Annotated in this window: 12 protein-coding genes; 7 read left to right on the plus strand and 5 right to left on the minus strand. The window is 65.5% G+C overall.

The annotated features are described in order from the left end of the window. The first annotated feature begins 9 nt into the window (after positions 1–9). The 7 genes from IMX13_RS08300 to IMX13_RS08330 all read left to right on the plus strand — a co-directional run bounded on the left by IMX13_RS08300 (position 10) and on the right by IMX13_RS08330 (position 10866). Positions 10–1431: an FkbM family methyltransferase gene (locus tag IMX13_RS08300; RefSeq protein ID WP_193396175.1), complete on the plus strand. Its 1422-nt coding sequence runs from the start codon at positions 10–12 to the stop codon at positions 1429–1431. Then, positions 1428–5108, plus strand: coding sequence for a glycosyltransferase (locus tag IMX13_RS08305; protein ID WP_193396176.1), 3681 nt, complete (start codon positions 1428–1430; stop codon positions 5106–5108). Before IMX13_RS08300 ends, IMX13_RS08305 begins: the two co-directional genes overlap by 4 nt. Then, positions 5105–6139 (plus strand): GDP-mannose 4,6-dehydratase, encoded by a 1035-nt coding sequence (gene gmd / locus IMX13_RS08310; RefSeq protein ID WP_053516980.1) that lies wholly within the window; start codon positions 5105–5107, stop codon positions 6137–6139. Before IMX13_RS08305 ends, gmd begins: the two co-directional genes overlap by 4 nt. Next, positions 6123–7025, plus strand: coding sequence for a GDP-mannose 4,6-dehydratase (locus tag IMX13_RS08315; protein WP_053516979.1), 903 nt, complete (start codon positions 6123–6125; stop codon positions 7023–7025). Before gmd ends, IMX13_RS08315 begins: the two co-directional genes overlap by 17 nt. A 94-nt stretch (positions 7026–7119) precedes the next feature. Further along, positions 7120–9318, plus strand: a complete 2199-nt coding sequence (locus IMX13_RS08320) for a hypothetical protein (protein ID WP_193396177.1) — start codon at positions 7120–7122, stop codon at positions 9316–9318. 61 nt (positions 9319–9379) lie between these two features. Beyond that, a complete protein-coding gene (locus tag IMX13_RS08325; protein WP_193396178.1) occupies positions 9380–9727 on the plus strand; it encodes an EamA family transporter in 348 nt (115 codons plus the stop codon). Positions 9728–9729: 2 nt separating this feature from the next. Continuing rightward, entirely contained in the window at positions 9730–10866 is a 1137-nt protein-coding gene (locus tag IMX13_RS08330) for a glycosyltransferase family 4 protein (protein ID WP_193396179.1), read from the plus strand. Between the two features lie 108 nt (positions 10867–10974). On the opposite strand, the gene IMX13_RS08335 is transcribed toward IMX13_RS08330, so the two are convergent. The 5 genes from IMX13_RS08335 to IMX13_RS08355 all read right to left on the minus strand — a co-directional run bounded on the left by IMX13_RS08335 (position 10975) and on the right by IMX13_RS08355 (position 17022). After that, positions 10975–12405, minus strand: coding sequence for a UbiA family prenyltransferase (locus tag IMX13_RS08335; RefSeq protein ID WP_193396180.1), 1431 nt, complete (start codon positions 12403–12405; stop codon positions 10975–10977). Between the two features lie 3 nt (positions 12406–12408). Continuing rightward, positions 12409–13818: a mannose-1-phosphate guanylyltransferase/mannose-6-phosphate isomerase gene (locus IMX13_RS08340; protein ID WP_065175349.1), complete on the minus strand. Its 1410-nt coding sequence runs from the start codon at positions 13816–13818 to the stop codon at positions 12409–12411. A gap of 14 nt (positions 13819–13832) precedes the next feature. Further along, a complete protein-coding gene (locus IMX13_RS08345; protein WP_319637177.1) occupies positions 13833–15191 on the minus strand; it encodes a phosphomannomutase in 1359 nt (452 codons plus the stop codon). 143 nt (positions 15192–15334) lie between these two features. Then, positions 15335–16276, minus strand: a complete 942-nt coding sequence (locus IMX13_RS08350; RefSeq protein WP_065182502.1) for an electron transfer flavoprotein subunit alpha/FixB family protein — start codon at positions 16274–16276, stop codon at positions 15335–15337. Then, entirely contained in the window at positions 16276–17022 is a 747-nt protein-coding gene (locus tag IMX13_RS08355; RefSeq protein WP_053516970.1) for an electron transfer flavoprotein subunit beta/FixA family protein, read from the minus strand. The genes IMX13_RS08350 and IMX13_RS08355 overlap by 1 nt, the downstream gene beginning before the upstream one ends. Positions 17023–17165 lie beyond the last annotated feature (143 nt).

Raw genomic sequence — 17165 nt, forward strand, 5'->3', positions numbered from 1 at the left:
CGGACAACCATGTCAAAGCTGATTTCCTACGCGCAGAATTTCGAAGACGTCATGCTCTGGCGCGCGCTGTCACATGTGGTCAATGGCTGCTATGTCGATGTGGGCGCACAGAGCCCCGACACCGACTCGGTAAGCCGGATGTTCTACGAGCATGGCTGGCGCGGTGTGCACGTGGAGCCCACGCCGCAGTATGCCAACCTGCTGCGCGATCGCCGGCCGGATGAGGTGGTGCTGCAGGTTGCCGTAAGCGATCAACCCGGGATACTGCAGTTCTTCAACATCGCCGATACCGGCCTGAGCACCACGGATCCGGCCATCGCTGCCGAACATCGGGAGGCGGGCTTCAACGTCTCCGACGTGCGTGTGCCGGCGCTGACGCTGGACACCGTGCTGGAGCAGGTGCCAGCCACCGACATCCACTGGTTGAAGGTCGACGTCGAGGGCGCCGAGGAACTGGTGCTGCGCGGCTGGCAGCGCGATACCCGCTTGCCCTGGCTGGTGGTGGTGGAAAGCACGCGTCCGCTGAGTTCGGAACAATCCCACCAGAACTGGGAACCGATCCTGCTCGACAAGGGGTACCGGTTCGTCTATTTCGACGGCCTCAACCGGTTCTACGCCAGTGCGCAGCATCCCGAACTGGATGCGGCATTCGAGAGCGGACCCAATGTGTTCGATGATTTCAGTCTGAGTTCGGGCTCGCAGTTCTGCTCGCAGATCAACCTGGCCTATCACGAACTGCAGACGCTGGCGGATCGACGCGAGGTCGAACTGAACGAGCGGATCCAGGATCTGGACGCGGCACTGCAGCGGGCGCAGGAAGAATCCGCCGAGGCAACCGAGCACAACGCCCGGGCAATGGAAAGGCTGCGCAGCGAGCACGAGGGCGCGGTCCGTGCGATGGCAGTGGCCCAGCGGGAACTGGTGAGCAAGCATGAGCGTGAGCGCAGCCTGCTCGACAGGAAGGCGCTGGCCGAACTGCATGAGCTGACTGAGCAGGTCACCAAGGGCAAGCACGAGGCCCATCGCTGGTGGTTGGCGCATGAGCAGGTGCGCGCGCAGCTGGATGCGATCGAACGCAGCCGTTCGTGGCAGCTCACGCGGCCGTTCCGGGCCGTGCGCCGACGCCTGTCGTCCAGCGTGCTGGGCCGCATGAAACGTGCGCTGCGGCCGGCGGTCGTGCGCGCGCTGAAGGTCGCCATGGCCGCACCGTGGCTGCGACGCCTGGCCAAGCCCCTGGTTACGCGCATTCCCTTCCTTCACCAGCGCCTGCAGAAGATCGCCATCAGCGAACAGCTGTTCGAGATCGAGCGGGCGCGATTGGCTGCAATGGAGGGCAACGAGCACGAAGTCACTGTCGTCCATCTGGATCGACGGGCCCGGCGCGTGCTGGAAGACCTGAAGCGTTCAAGGAATGAAAGGGCTGCCCGATGAGAGTGCTGATTGACCTGCAGGGTGCACAGACCGAGAGCCGATTCCGGGGCATCGGGCGCTATTCGACCTCGCTGGCGCAAGCGATGGCCCGCAATGCGGGCGACCATGAGATCTGGGTGGCGGTCAACGGCACCTTCCCCGATGGCATCGGCGACATCCGCCAGGCCCTGGATGGCCTGGTCCCGCAGGAACGGATCCGTCAGTTCGATACCTTCAGCCGGGTAGGCTGGCCGAACGCCGCAGATGCGTGGCGGCGTGGTGCATCCGAGCTGATGTGGGAAGCGTTCCTGGATGGGCTCCAGCCCGACTTCATCCACGTATCCAGCCTGTTCGAAGGTTCCCAGGGCGGTGCGGTCGGCTCGATCGGCAAGTTGCCGGGCGTACGGGCGGCGACTGCGCTGACCCTTTATGACCTGATTCCGCTGCTCAATCCCGACGTCTATCTGGCATCGGACTGGGTACGGTCCTGGTACATGGACAAGGTCGAGTCGCTCAAGCGCGCCGACCTGCTGCTGTCGATCTCCCAGCATGCCCGGCAGGAGGCATTGCAGGCGTTGGATATCGATCCGGCGCGTGTGGTCAACATTTCCTCGGCAATCTCGCCGCACTTCGTGCCGATGGTCATCGGCGAACGCGAGCAGACCCTGTTCCGCGAGCGCTTCGGCCTGCGTGGCCGCTACGTGATGTACAGCGGGGCAATGGAGCCGCGCAAGAATGCAGAGGGTCTGCTGCGGGCATTCTCCCTGATGGATCCTGCCGTACGTGCGTCGACGCAGCTGGTCATCGCCGGCAAAGTGTCCGAGCACGACCGCCGCAATTTCGATGCGCTGTCAGCGCAGCTCGGCGTCAGCAACCAGGTGGTGTTCACCGGCTATATCACCGACGAAGAGCTGATCGCGCTGTACAGCGCGACGGCGGCCTTCGTGTTCCCCTCGTTGCATGAAGGCTTTGGCCTGCCCGCGCTGGAGGCCATGTCCTGCGGAGCACCGACCATTGGCTCAGGCACGACCAGCATCCCCGAGGTGATCGGTCGTGAAGATGCGTTGTTCGATCCAACGGAGCCTGCTTCGATCGCCCGCTCCATGCAGAACGTCCTGACTGACACCGCATTCGCCGATTCCCTGCGTGCCCATGCTCCCCGACAGGCGGCGAAGTTCTCGTGGGACAATTCGGCCAAGGCCGCGCTGCAGGCCATGGAAGCGGTCGCATCGCGTCGTGCGCCACGCGATCGCCGCTGGGTCGCCGCGTCGCCTGCACTCGACGCCGGCTACCGCACCCTGGTCCAGGCGGTGGGTGGGCTGGACGTCGGCTGCGAGCCGGAACCCTTCGAACTGCAGCAGGCGGCAGCGCTGATCTCCTCCGGAATGGCGGCCAACGAGGCGCTCGCACGCGGCGGTGAGCTGCCCGCATCGCTGTCCTGGCGCGTGGAAGGGCCATTCGACAGCAGCTACAGCCTGGCCCTGGTGAACCGTTGCCTCGCGGAAGCATTGGCCGATCGTGGCCACCGCGTGGGTCTGCATTCGACCGAGGGCCCGGGTGATTTCGATCCGTCACCGCAGTTCCTTGCGCGCAATCCGCGCGTGGCGGCGCTGCATGCTGCCGTGGCCGCGATCCCGGCCGACCAGGCCGATGTGACCAGCCGACTGCTGTATCCGCCACGGGTTGCCGATGCACGCGCAAGGATGAATCTGCTGCACGCCTATCCCTGGGAGGAGAGCGGTTTTCCGCAGGAGTGGGTCGAGGAGTTCAATGACAGCCTGCAGGGGATCTCCTGCGTTTCGCATCATGTCGAGAAGATCATGGTGGATAACGGCGTGTCGGTTCCCCTTGGCGTCTGCTGGAACGGCGTGGATCACTGGGAGCAGATTGTTGCCGATGCGACCTATCCGGTGCCGGGCAGGGGGTTCCGCTTCCTCCACGTGTCCTCGTGCTTCCCGCGCAAGGGCGTGGACGCGATGCTTCTGGCCTATGGCAAGGCGTTCAGCGCCGCCGACGATGTCAGCCTCGTCATCAAGACCTTCGCCAATCCACACAATGAAGTGCATCGCTGGCTGGCTGAAGCACGCCGCGACAACCCGGATTATCCGGACGTGCACATCATCGAGGAGGACGTGAGCGACGCCCAGCTCAAGCATCTGTACGCGAGCTGCAACGCGCTGCTGGCGCCGAGCCGGGCTGAAGGCTTTGGCCTGCCATTGGCCGAAGCGATGCTGGGCGGCCTGCCGGTGATCACCACCAACTGGGGGGGGCAGCTGGATTTCTGCAGCGAAGAAACCGCCTGGATGGTGGATTACCGCTTCGTTCCGGCGCAGACCCACTTCAATCTGCGCAATTCGGTCTGGGCCGAACCCGATGTCGACGCGCTGGCCGCCGCAATGCGTGAGGTGCACGGCGCCGATCCGGCGCGTGTGCGGGACAAGGTCGAGGCCGCGCGGCGACTTCTGAAGTCGCGCTTCACGTGGTCCGATGCCGCGCGGAGACTGGAGCAGGACGTACGCGCGTTCGCGGCGCAGCCGACGCTGCCCGATGCGCGCGTCGGCTGGATCACGACCTGGAATACGCGCTGCGGCGTGGCCAGTTACGCCAGCTATCTCGTGGAGAGCGGCGGAACGCCGGTGGCGATCCTGGCGGCCGAGGCCGATGACCGCACGTTCCGCGATGGGCCAGAGGTTGTCCGCTGCTGGCGGCAGGGCGAAGGCGACATGCTTGAGCGGCTGGAACAGCAGATCGAGCGTCTGAAGCTGGACACGCTGATCATCCAGTTCCAGTACGGCTTCTTTGACTTCCCCGCGTTCTCGGCCTTCCTTGAGCGGCAGCAGGCGGCCGGCAGGGGCCTGATCGTGATGATGCATGCAACCGTTGATGCCGCGGAGAATCCGCGCAAGCGGCTGCGCGACCTGGGGCCGGCACTGGCCGGCTGCGATCGCGTGCTGGTGCACTCCATACACGACCTCAACCGTCTCAAGGACATCGGCGTGGAGCGCAACACCGCGATGTTCCCGCACGGCATCCTGGAACCGGCTGAGCCGGCGGCGGCAAACACGGGTGCACGGCTGCGCGTCGTTTCCTACGGATTCTTCCTGCCGCACAAGGGGTTGCTGGAACTGATCGACGCTGTTGCGTTGATGGTCGCCCAGGGCGTGGACGTCGAACTGGCGATGATCAATGCCGAATATCCAGTGGATGTCTCGCGGCAGCAGATCGACCAGGCGGTGGCGCGCGTCGTGCAGCACGGCCTGCAGTCACGCGTGCGGATGGTGACCCGTTTCCTGCGTGACCAGGAGAGCATGCAGGAGCTGGTGCAGGCCGATGTGGTGGTGTTCCCATACCAGGGCACCGGCGAATCCTCCAGCGCGGCAGTCCGCTACGGGCTGGCCTCAGGCCGCCCGGTGGCCGTCACGCCGCTGGCGATCTTCGACAACGTCGGCGACGTCGTTCACCGTCTGCCCGGGACCTCCCCGGCCGATCTTGCGGCCGGTCTGCGGCAACTGCTGCGTGCCAGCCGTGACGGCGATCCAGTGTTGGCCGATGTGCAGCAGCGTGCCGCACAATGGCGCGCCGAACACCGGTATCCTGCGCTGGCCCGCCGTCTGGACTCCATGGCTCGACAGATCCTCCGCACGCGTCGGCAGGTTCTGGCTGCAAATACACTCAATCATCAGGACGAGAAGCAATGAAGAAGGCAATCATCACAGGCATCACGGGTCAGGACGGCGCCTATCTCACCCAGCTGCTGCTGGAGAAGGGCTATGAAGTCCACGGCACCTACCGCCGCACCAGCTCGGTCAATTTCTGGCGCCTGGATGAGCTGGGCGTGACCAACCACCCGAACCTGCACCTGGTGGAGTACGACCTGACCGACCTCGGCACGTCGCTGGCGATGGTGCAGAAGATCCAGCCGGACGAGATCTACAACCTGGCCGCACAGAGCTTCGTCGGCGTCAGCTTCGACCAGCCGACCACCACCGCGCAGATCACCGGCGTGGGTGCACTGAACCTGCTGGAAGCGATCCGCCTGGTCAATCCGAAGATCCGCTTCTACCAGGCGTCGACCTCGGAAATGTTCGGCAAGGTGCAGGCCGTGCCGCAGGTGGAGGACACCCCGTTCTACCCGCGCAGCCCGTACGGCGTGGCCAAGCTCTACGCGCACTGGATCACCGTCAACTACCGCGAGAGCTACGACATCTTCGGTTCCAGCGGCATCCTGTTCAACCACGAAAGCCCGCTGCGCGGGCGCGAGTTCGTGACCCGCAAGATCACCGACTCGGTTGCCAAGATCAAGCTGGGCCAGCTGGACGTCCTGGAACTGGGCAACCTGGACGCCAAGCGTGACTGGGGCTTCGCCAAGGAATACGTGGAAGGCATGTGGCGCATGCTGCAGGCCGAGCAGCCGGACACCTTCGTGCTGGCCACCAACCGTACCGAGACCGTGCGCGACTTCGTGGCGATGGCGTTCAAGGGCGCCGGCATCGATGTCGAGTTCAAGGGCAAGGACGTGGACGAAGTCGCGGTGGACACCGCCACCGGCAAGACCGTGATGCGCATCAATCCGAAGTTCCACCGCCCGGCCGAAGTCGATCTGCTGATCGGCAACCCGGAAAAGGCCGAGCGCATCCTTGGCTGGAAGCCGCAGACCAGCCTGGAGCAGCTGTGCCAGATGATGGTCGAGGCTGACCTCAAGAGGAACGAGCGTGGCTTCTCGTTCTGAGTTGTCAGGCCAGCGCGTGCTGGTCACGGGGGCGTCCGGGTTCACCGGGCGCTACGTGATCGAGCGCCTGCGTGCTGCCGGTTGCGATGTGCATGATCTGCATTCCGGCGACACCGCAACGTCGGTCAATCTGCTCGACCGTGCTGCGCTCAAGCAGCACGTCGCCAGAGTGCGTCCGCAGCGCGTGGTCCATCTGGCTGCGATCTCGTTCGTCGCCCACGGTGATGCCGACGAGATCTACCGGGTCAACGTGGTGGGTACGCGCAATCTGCTGGAAGCGCTGGCGTCTCTGGACGAGGCGCCGAGCAATGTACTGCTGGCCAGCAGTGCCAATGTCTACGGCAACGCGTCCGGCGTGCTCGACGAGCAGGCGCCGCTTTCGCCGCAGAACGACTACGCGGTCAGCAAGATGGCGATGGAGGCCATGGCGGCGCTGTGGATCGATCAGCTTCCGCTGACCCTGGTGCGTCCATTCAACTACACCGGCGTGGGACAGGATGAGAAGTTCCTGATTCCGAAGATCGTGGCGCACTTCCGCCGCGGTGCCGATGTGATCGAGCTGGGCAACACCGATGTCTCGCGCGATTTCAATGACGTGCGTGGCGTGGCCGCTGCCTACGAAGGCCTGCTGGCACTGCCGGGCAATGGCCAGACCTACAACGTCTGCTCCGGCCAGGAGCATTCGCTGCATGAGGTCATCGAACGCATGCGTGGCATCTCCGGCCGCGACATCGAAGTGAAAGTGAATCCCGCCTTCGTCCGCGCCAACGAGGTCAAGTCGCTGCGTGGTGACAACGGCAAGCTGCGGGCCGCGGTCGGCTCATTGCCGGACTTCGATCTGGGTGAGACGCTTCGTTGGATGTACCAGGCCCGCGCGGAGGCCTGAAAGAGCGCGGGGTCCGCTTCGGCGGATCCCGCCTTCAGTGCAGGGAGAACACGCAGTGCATTATGTCTGGCAACTGATTGCGCCGGTATTGGCGATGTGTCTTGCTGTCATCGGCAGCTCGACCCTGCTGGCCGTCGCCGGCATCCGCGTGAGCCCGCATCTGCGACAGATCGGGCCGGTCCAGGCGTTGCTGCTTGCAAGCGTGTGCGTACTGGCCCTGCTGATGAATGCCAATGCGTGGCTGCCCGGCTACGTGGTGTTTCCCTGTTTCCTGATCAGCGGGGCCGTGGGAGCCCTCGTGGCGCTTCGCCGTGGCTTCGCCGATCCGCTCGCCCATGCGTCGATCTGGGCGTTCACGATCAGTCTGCTTGCGGGCGTTCTGCTGGTCGCATGGTGGAATCTCATGTTCGCCTCCCGGCATCTGTGGATGCTTGAAGGCACCAACCATGATCTGGTGTTCTTCTACGGCGGTGCCAAATGGGCCATGCAACACCCGCTCTGGGTCGAGCAGGCCACGGTGGCCCGCGAGTGGGCGCTGGGGCAATGCGGTCAGGGCATGCAGTTCATCGGCAACGGCTGCATCGTGCAGCGCAATGGGGCGTACAGCCTGTTGGCACTGGCGTCCAGCTTCGTGCCGGAGGCAGGCCCAAACCAGGTGCGGGCGATGATCGGCACCGCCGCACTGTTCCCGGTGCTCGGCATGCTGCCCTCGATGGCAGGCCGCTTCGGCGGCGCGCGTCGCTGGCCGCGGGGAACCGCGGTGGCCTTCCTGCTGGCGGTGCTGTGCATGCTGGGTACCGGCATGATGCTTGCGGTGGTCAACGAGAACATCGGTACGGCGATGGCGGGCGCCCTGCTGATGATGATCGTGCTGTGGGCACTTACGCCGATGCAGTCGCTGGGTGCAAAGTGGATCATGCTGGGTGCAGCCGCGGGCTGTACCGGCATGGCATACGGCGAAGCGGCGGTGCATGCGTGCATGATCGTGGCCCTGGCCGTACTGGTGACGGCCATGTGGCTGCGTTCCTGGCGGGTGTTCCTGCTGGGCGGCCTGCTGGCGATGCTGGCCTGCGCGATCGTCCTCAACCGGATGCTGCCCGAGCTGATGGCATCCTATGCCCAGGTCAGTGGCATCGTCGCGCAGTCGTCGTGGCCCAGCTGGTACATCCGGCAGCCCTTCTGGGGTTGGTGGCTGTCGGCTCCCTTCGCCGGCCTGTTGATGACCGGCGAACCTGCCGTGAATCCGGAAGCCATCATGCTCGGGCTGGTGCTGATGGCGTCCACTGCATGGCTTTCCATCCGGGAGGGACGCTGGCGGTTCTTCGTCGGCTTGCTGGCAGCCAGCATGGTGCTGGTTGCCTATGTGCAGAGCCATGGCTATCAGTACGGCGAGCACAAGCTGGTGCAGGTGCTCGGGCCGGCATGGGTGGCGCTGTTGAGCTGGCTTCTGCTGCGCCATGCGCGCCGTCGCGGCCGCACAGGTGTGGTACTGCTGCTGATGGCGACGCTGGGGGCGCTGTCGGCGGCCTACGCCGTGCGTTCGCGATCAATCCTGGTCTCGCATGTGCCTTCGGGTATCACCCATGCCCTCTCGGAAGCGATCAGGCTGCCGCAGAAGGGAGATGAGGTTGTCATCGACACGTCCGGGGTCAACGGGCCGGAGCGCTACGTCAAGCAGGACTTTGCTGTGCTGGAGCTGCATCGGCGCGGGGTGCGCGCGCGCATTGCCGACCGTGGCGACGCTCCGGTGGGGTACAGCGATGCCCTGCTCAATGACAGCCTGCGCGGTGCCGAATCACCCGATTGGCTGCTGGTACTCAGGCAGCCCGGAACGGGCCCAGCGCTGCCGCCGGGTACTGCCCCGCTCCTGGAAGATCCCACATTCGCATTGTTCTCGCTGCAGTCCGGTCAGTTGCCGCTGGCCCAGGCGGGTACGGGCTGGCACACCTGCGAACAGGATCACTGCTGGACCCGCGGCGCCTTCAGCCTTGAAACCTTCGTGCCCAAAGGATGTGCGGGCGCACGACTGCAGGTTGATCTGGATCTGCTGCAGCCACCCGCCGAGGGACGTATCCATGTGACCGTCAACGGTGTGGAAGCAGCAACCGTCGACGGGCACCAGGGCGAGGTCAGTCTGCCGCTGGCCGGCGGCAGCTCGGTGGTCGTCCTCGCGCCGGATTGGCCGGTTGCGTCGCCGCAGGCGTTGGGTCTATCAACCGATCCCCGGCCTCTGTTCGCCAACGTGTCCCACGCCCGCATCAGCTGCGGCGTGCCTGCCGAGCCGGCAGAATGACGGTCTTCGCAATCATCCATCGAACAGCGTCGGGCCACGGCCACGGCGCAAGAGGTCTCCCATGCAACTCCTGATCGTCTTCGGCCTGGTCATCCTCGGCGCCTGTGGAACCGTCCTGCTGAAGGTCGGGGCAGGGCGTGTCACCTATTCCGACGGCCTCCTGCCCATGCTGTCGTCTGCGTTCAACCTGCCACTGGTGACCGGCTTCATCCTGCAGATGGTCCCGCTGGTGTCGTGGGTGGTGCTGCTCAAGTACATGCCACTGACCAAGCTGCAGCCGATGATCGCCCTGACCTACGTGGTGACACCGGTGCTTGCCGTGCTGTTCCTGGGCGAGCACATCGGCCCACTGCGCATGGCCGGAATCGGCCTGATCGTGCTGGGCGTGGTACTGGTGAGCGCGAGCTGAGCATGAAGATCCTGATCGTCCTGACCTACTACACGCCCTACATGAGCGGGGTGACTGAATTCGCGCGGATGCTTGCCGAGGACCTGTCCCATCGCCACGAGGTCACCGTGCTCACCACCCAGCACGATGCATCCCTGCCGGTGGAAGAGACCATCAACGGCGTGCACGTGGTGCGCGCACCGGTGTTCGCCCGCATGCACAAAGGCGTCCTGAGCTGGAAGTTCATCACCTGGTTCCGCCGACTGGCGCGGCAGCATGATGTGGTCAACCTGCATATGCCGATGCTGGAGTCGGGCCTGCTGTCATTGCTGGTCCCGGCCCGCAAGCTGGTGGTGAACTACCAGTGCGACATGGCCGTGGTGGGTGGACTGCTGGACCGGCTGGCGGTGAACGTCACCCGTGTGTCCTGCTGGCTGGCCACGCGGCGGGCCCGTGATGTCGGGGTACTCACCCATGATTACGCGAGCTCTTCGGCCTGGTTGTCCGGTATCCGCCACAAGCAGCATGAAGTGCTGGCGCCGATGAAGGCGATGCCCTGGCAGGATCGCCCGGCGAGTACCGACGGGGTGTTCCGCTTTGGTTTCGTGGGCCGCTTCGTCGCCGAGAAAGGCCTGCCTGTCCTGCTGGAGGCCTTCAGCCAGGTCCATGCCCTGCATGGCGACCGTGTCCGCCTGGTGCTGGTCGGGGATACCCACAACATCGCCGGCGGCGGCATCATGGATGCCATCCACGGCAGCATCGCCGCGCTGGGGGATGCGGTCGACGTGCGCGGTCGCGTCAGCGAACAGGAACTGCAGGCGTTCTATGCGCAGCTCGATGTGCTGGTACTGCCCAGCGTCAACCGCTATGAAGCGTTCGGCATGGTGCAGCTGGAGGCGATGCTCAGTGGTTCACGGGTGATCGCGTCGAACCTGCCGGGCGTGCGCACCATCGTGCAGAACACCGGCAATGGCGAAGTGGTGCCGGTCGGCGATGCACCGGCACTGGCGGCAGCGATGCTGCGCCTGATGGCCAGCCGCGATGCGGCAAGCCGTGCCGAGGTACGCGCACAGGCACTGCAGGCCTATCCGCTGCGGCGCTTCTACGACCTGCAGGAAGCCATGCTGCTGGATCGCACCGGGCCCGAGCGTCCGGCCTGATCCCACCTGGCCGGGTTGCCAGCGCTGCCTGCGGGCAGCGACGGCACCGTCATTCCCCGCGCTCGAATGACGGCTGCGCGCCGGTGGCGCAGCCGTGATGTGCCTGATTCAGATCGCCGCCAGTACCGACAGGCCACCCACCAGCACCGTGATCAGGCTGCCGGGATCCTTCACTGCGAACACGACCGGGTCGTCGTGCATCTGTCCACGGTGGGCCAGCAGCCAGGTGCGGCAGATCCAGTAGAGCAGGACCGGGCACAGCAGCCACAGGAACAGCGGATGCCCGTAGAGCTCCTGGCTTTCCGGCGCGTTGATGTACAGGCACAGCACCAGTACCGACGCCATGCCCGACGCGGTACCCAGGGCCTGTACCAGTCCCAGGTCCTCGACGTGGTAGCCACGCCCGCTGGGCTTCTCCTTGCCGCTGGCCAGCGTCATGCGCAGTTCGGTGTAGCGCTTGAGCATGGCCAGGCTGAGGAAGATGAACATCGAGAAGGTCAGCAGCCAGAACGAAAGCGTGACGTCGATTGCCGCGGCACCGCCGACGATGCGGATGGTGTAGAGCGCGGCCAGCATCACCACATCGATCATCACCACCTGCTTCATCCGCAGGGAATAGGCCAGGGTGAGGCAGAAATAGATGGCCAGTACCAGCAGGAATGCAGGGGCGACAATGGCCGCCAGCAGGAAGCCGGCCAGGGTCAGTACCGGCGTGGCCAGCAGCCCCGAACGCAGATCCAGCCGGCCACAGGCGAACGGGCGCTTGCGCTTGCGCGGATGCTGCCGGTCCGAGTCGAGGTCCAGCAGATCATTGAACAGATACACGCCGGATGCGCACAGCCCGAAGGCCATGAACGCCAGCACCGCGTTGAGCGTGGTCTCCAGCTCCAGGAAACGATGACTCGCCAGCAATGGCACGAATACCAGCACGTTCTTCAGCCACTGGTGGACACGCATCGCCTTGAGCCAGGCGCGTGGGCCGCCGCCTTCGCGGGGCCAGTGTGCGGCAAGCTCCGAACAGTGCGCCGCAGCGCGGGCGACGCCGGCACCGGCGTTGACCACCCAGGCCGAATGCGCGTGCTTCCAGATGGCCAGATCGACCCGCGCGTTGCCCATGTAGTCGAAACCACGCTCGCCGAACGCCTTCACCAGCAGATCGGCCTTGCGATGCCCGGCAAGATTGGTGTGTCCATCGCTGCAGAACACGTCGTCGAACACGCCCAGATGGCGCGCGATCGGCTCCACCAGTGCCGCGTCCGATGCCGTGCACAGGACCCGCCTGCGATCACTGCTGGTCCGCAGCAGTTCGACCACGCGCGGGTCGTACGGCAGCAGTGCCGGATCGCCGGCACCGTGCACCGCCAGCTGGTGCTTCAGGTGCGCCTTGCCACGCAGCAGCCAGAACGGCAGCACGAACAGCATCCAGGGCTGCCGTGCCAGCATCCTCAGGAAGGTCTCGTACAACAGGTCACTGCGCAGCAGGGTGCCGTCCAGATCAACACACAACGGCCTCGAACGGCCGGCACCCGAAGCACTCACCGATCAGCCTCCCGCGCGGCCGTACTGGTCTTCGAAACGAACGATATCGTCCTCGCCCAGGTAGCTGCCCGACTGCACTTCGATCAACTCCAGCGGCAGCTTGCCCGGGTTTTTCAGGCGATGGGTGACACCCAGCGGGATGTACGTGCTCTGGTTTTCCGACAGCAGGATGACCTCGTCGCCCCGGGTCACCTCGGCCGTGCCGCTGACTACGATCCAGTGCTCGGCGCGGTGGTGATGCATCTGCAGGCTCAGGGTCGCGCCCGGCTTGACGGTGATGCGCTTGACCTGGAAGCGGTCGCCGTTGTCGATGGAATCGTAGGCGCCCCACGGACGGTACACCTTGCGGTGCGCGGCAGCTTCACTGCGGCCCTCGCGCTTGATCCGGCCGACAATCTCCTTGACGTCCTGCACGCGGTCCTTGTGGCCGACGAACACGGCGTCGTCGGTCTCCACGACCACCACGTCCTGCAGGCCGACCATCGCGATCAGGCGGTTGCCATAGGCATAGCTGTCCTTGCAGTCCAGGGCGATGACATCGCCATGACAGGCGTTGCCGTCGGCATCCTTGTCGGACACTTCCCACAATGCCGACCACGAGCCGACGTCATTCCATTCCGCGTCGAGCGGTACCACGGCGGCATCGGCGGTCTTTTCCATCACCGCGTAGTCGATCGAGTCGTTCGGGCTGGCAGCGAAGGCCTCGGCGTCGAGGCGGATGAAGTCGTTGTCGCGTGCGGCCTTGTCGAGCGCATTGCGGCAGGCGGCGAGGATCGCCGGCTGCAGCGTCTCCAGTTCCTTCAGGTAGCGCGAGGCCTTGAACAGGAACATGCCGCTGTTCCAGAAGTACTCGCCGGATGCCACGTACTGTTCGGCGGTAGCCAGGTCGGGCTTCTCGACGAAGCGGTCGACGGCACGCACGCCTTCACCCGTGGCGGCCTTGATGTAGCCGTAGCCGGTCTCCGGCGCCGTCGGCACGATGCCGAAGGTGACCAGCTTGCCGGATTCGGCCGCGACGGCGGCCTGCTTGACCGCGGCATGGAACGCCGCCTCGTTGCGGACCACGTGGTCCGACGGCAGCACCAGCAGCAGCGCGTCATCGCCGGCCGACAGTGCCTGCAGCGCGGCGATGGCGATCGCCGGCGCGGTGTTGCGGCCGACCGGCTCGAGGATCAGCGCCTGCGGCAGCACCTTGCATTCGCGCAGCTGCTCGGCCGCCATGAAACGGTGTTCCTGGTTGGCGACCACGATCGGTGCCGCGCCGGCAATCGACGCAACGCGCTTCCAGGTCGCCTGCAGCATCGTGTCGTTGCCGACCAGCGGCAGGAACTGCTTCGGATACGCTTCGCGCGACAGCGGCCACAGACGCGTGCCAGAGCCACCGGAAAGAATGACGGGAACGATGGGATTCATGGTGCGTCCTTCGGTTAATGGTTTGCCGGCGTGCCGCCGATCAGGGCGGTCAGCTCGGCGATGCGTTCGCGCAGCAGGGCGTCATCGCCACGGGTTTCGATGTTCAGGCGCAGCAGCGGCTCGGTGTTGGAGCTGCGCAGGTTGAAGCGCCAGTCGGCGAAATCCGCACTGACGCCATCGGTATGGTCCAGTACCGGCTGCTGTTGCTGGAAATGCGCCAGCACGCGCGCCACGGTCGCCTTGGCATCGTCAACACGGAAGTTGATCTCGCCGCTGCACGGATAGGCCTTCATGCGATCGGCCACCAGCTCGCCCAGTGACTTGCCGGTCGTGGAAACCAGCTGCGCGATCAGCAGCCACGGGATCATGCCCGAGTCGCAGTAGGCGAACTCGCGGAAGTAATGGTGGGCGCTCATCTCGCCGCCGTAGATGGCATCTTCGGCACGCATGCGCTCCTTGATGAACGCATGCCCGGTCTTGCTCATGATCGGCACGCCGCCGGCCTGCTCGACCATTTCCACGGTGTTCCAGGTCAGGCGCGGGTCGTGGATGATCTTGCCGCCCGCCTGGCGGGCCAGCAGTGCCGTCGCCAGCAGCCCGACCAGGTAGTAGCCCTCGATGAAGTTGCCGTCGGCGTCGAAGAAGAAGCAGCGATCGAAATCGCCGTCCCAGGCGATGCCGAAATCGGCACCGTGCGCGCGCACGGCATCGCGCGTTGCCGCACGGTTCTCCGGCAGCAGCGGATTGGGGATGCCATTCGGGAAACTGCCATCGGCCTCGTGCTGGATGCGGATGAACTCGAACGGCAGGTGCGGCGCCAGTTCGTCGATCACCAGGCCAGCGCCACCGTTGCCGGGGTTGGTGACGATCTTCAGCGGCTTCAGGCCGGCCACGTCGACGTAGCCGAGCAGGTGCTGGATGTAGGCGGACTTGTCGGTGTCCTGGCGGACCTCGCCCTGGCCGGTTCCCAGCGGCGCCTCCGAGGCGGCGAAGTCGCGGATGTCGAACAGGCCGGTATCGCCGCTGATCGGCTTGGACTCCTCGCGCACCAGCTTCATCCCGTTGTAGTCCATCGGGTTGTGGCTGGCGGTGACCATGACGCCGCCGGCGGCCTTGCGGTGGAAGGTCTGGAAATAGACCTCCTCGGTACCGCACATGCCGATGTCGATGACATCGCGGCCGCTGGCGGTCAGGCCTTCGATGGCGGCCTGCAGGAGGGCAGGGCTGCTCAGGCGGATATCGTGTCCCACCACCACCGGTCCCGGGCCCAGCAACGCGGCAGTGCCGGCGCCGATGCGGCGGGCAAGGCGTTCATCCAGTTCATCCGGAACGCGGCCACGGATGTCATAGGCCTTGAAACACGGGAGCGTCATCAATGCAGTCCTTACACGGGTTGACCCCGGATTATAGCGACAGGCACTGCAAGGACGGGTGAGCCAGGCCAGCGTCCCTGCGGGCCCCAGAAGGAAGGGAATGCCGCGTAACCTGTTGATTACGCGGCACCCCGGGCGGGCGCTCAGCCCAGCGCGGCCTCGAGTTCGGGCAGGATCGTGAACAGATCCCCGACCAGGCCGATATCGGCAATCTCGAAGATCGGCGCATCGCCGTCCTTGTTGATCGCCACGATCGTGCCGGCATCCTTGATGCCGGTCAGGTGCTGGATCGCACCGCTGATGCCGACGGCCACGTACAGCTCCGGCGCGATGATCTTGCCGGTCTGGCCGACCTGCAGGTCGCTGGGCACGTAGCCGGCATCGACGGCGGCGCGCGAGGCGCCGACGGCGGCGCCGAGCTTGTCGGCCAGCTGGAAGACGACCTTGAAGTTCTCTTCCGAGCCGACACCACGGCCACCGGAGACCACGCGCTTGGCGCTCTGCAGGTCCGGACGGTCGCTGGCACCGGCGGCCAGGCCGACGAAGCGGGTGTGGGTCGGCAGTGCCGCATCGACGCTGGCCGCTTCGATGGCAGCGCTGCCGCCCTGCGCGGCTTCCGGCCACGACGCGGCACGCACGGTGGCGACCACGACCTGGTCGGCCGGGGCTTCCACAGTGATGATGGCGTTGCCGGCGTAGATCGGGCGCTTGAAGGTGTGGCTGCCTTCCACGGCCATCAGGTCGGAGACCTGGTTGACGCCCAGCAGGGCGGCCACGCACGGCATCAGGTCCTTGCCGAAGGTGGTGGATGGGCCGAACACGTGGCTGTAGCCCTTGGCCAGCTGTGCGATCTGCGGCGCCAGCACCTGGGCCAGGGCCTGTGCGTTGGCGGCGTTGGCCACGGTCAGGACCTTGGCGACGCCGGCGATCCTGGCGGCCTCGGCGGCGACGGCCGTCGGATCGGCGGCCAGCACCAGCACGTCGATGCTGGCACCGCTGATGGCAGCGGCGGCGCTGACGGTCTTGGCGGTGGCGGCGTTGAGCTTGCCGTCGTGGTGCTCGGCGATGACGAGAATCTTGCTCATTACAGCAACCCCTTCTGCTTGAGTGCGGCCACCAGTTCGGCCGCGTCCTTGACCATTACACCCTTGCTGCGCTTGGACGGCGCAGCGTACCGGGTGGTCTTGAAGGTGTCGGCGGCTTCAACGCCGAGGTCGGCCAGCTGCAGGGTTTCCAGCGGCTTGGCCTTGGCCTTCATGATGTCCGGCAGCTTGATGAAGCGCGGCTCGTTCAGGCGCAGGTCGGTGGTGACGACCGCCGGCAGATCCACTTCCAGTGTTTCCAGGCCGGCGTCGACCTCACGGGTCACCGTGGCCTTGCCATCGGCGATGTCCAGCTTGCTGGCGAAGGTCGCCTGCGGGCGGCCCCAGAGCGTGGCCAGCATCTGCCCGGTCTGGTTGGCGTCATCGTCGATGGCCTGCTTGCCGAGGATCACCAGGTCCGGCTGCTCCTTCTCGACCAGCTTGAGCAGGGTGCGCGCGGCGGTCAGCGGCTGGATGGCCTGGTCGGTGACCACGTGCACGGCACGGTTGGCGCCCATGGCCAGGCCGTTGCGCAGATGCGCCTGGGCGTCGGCCGGGGCGATGGTGGCCACCACCACCTCCGTGGCGATGCCCTTGTCGCGCAGGCGCAGGGCTTCTTCCAGGGCGATTTCATCGAAAGGATTGGGAGACAGCTTGACGCCGTCGGTGACCACGCCGGAACCGTCCGGCTTGACCTGAATGCGGACGTTGTAGTCCACCACGCGCTTGTATGCGACGAGGATTTTCATCTGGTACGGGGTCCTTCAGTAACAGGGAGAACGTCCGGTCCTGACAGCAACCGGTTCGGGGGTGGGATCCTGATTCTAGCTGGCTTGGGGCAACCATGCGAATGCGTATGGTTGTGCTGCGGCGCACTAATGCTCCCTCAGGG

Source organism: Stenotrophomonas sp. B2 (assembly GCF_014947095.1).
Classification (GTDB): domain Bacteria; phylum Pseudomonadota; class Gammaproteobacteria; order Xanthomonadales; family Xanthomonadaceae; genus Stenotrophomonas; species Stenotrophomonas maltophilia_P.

Coding starts and splice junctions, on each gene's coding strand:
- IMX13_RS08340 (WP_065175349.1), bottom strand. CDS start 13,818: ATGAATCCCATCGTTCCCGTCATTCTTTCCGGTGGCTCTGGCACGCGT.
- IMX13_RS08355 (WP_053516970.1), bottom strand. CDS start 17,022: ATGAAAATCCTCGTCGCATACAAGCGCGTGGTGGACTACAACGTCCGC.
- IMX13_RS08305 (WP_193396176.1), top strand. CDS start 1,428: ATGAGAGTGCTGATTGACCTGCAGGGTGCACAGACCGAGAGCCGATTC.
- IMX13_RS08350 (WP_065182502.1), bottom strand. CDS start 16,276: ATGAGCAAGATTCTCGTCATCGCCGAGCACCACGACGGCAAGCTCAAC.
- IMX13_RS08320 (WP_193396177.1), top strand. CDS start 7,120: ATGTGTCTTGCTGTCATCGGCAGCTCGACCCTGCTGGCCGTCGCCGGC.
- IMX13_RS08300 (WP_193396175.1), top strand. CDS start 10: ATGTCAAAGCTGATTTCCTACGCGCAGAATTTCGAAGACGTCATGCTC.
- IMX13_RS08330 (WP_193396179.1), top strand. CDS start 9,730: ATGAAGATCCTGATCGTCCTGACCTACTACACGCCCTACATGAGCGGG.
- IMX13_RS08345 (WP_319637177.1), bottom strand. CDS start 15,191: ATGACGCTCCCGTGTTTCAAGGCCTATGACATCCGTGGCCGCGTTCCG.
- IMX13_RS08325 (WP_193396178.1), top strand. CDS start 9,380: ATGCAACTCCTGATCGTCTTCGGCCTGGTCATCCTCGGCGCCTGTGGA.
- gmd (WP_053516980.1), top strand. CDS start 5,105: ATGAAGAAGGCAATCATCACAGGCATCACGGGTCAGGACGGCGCCTAT.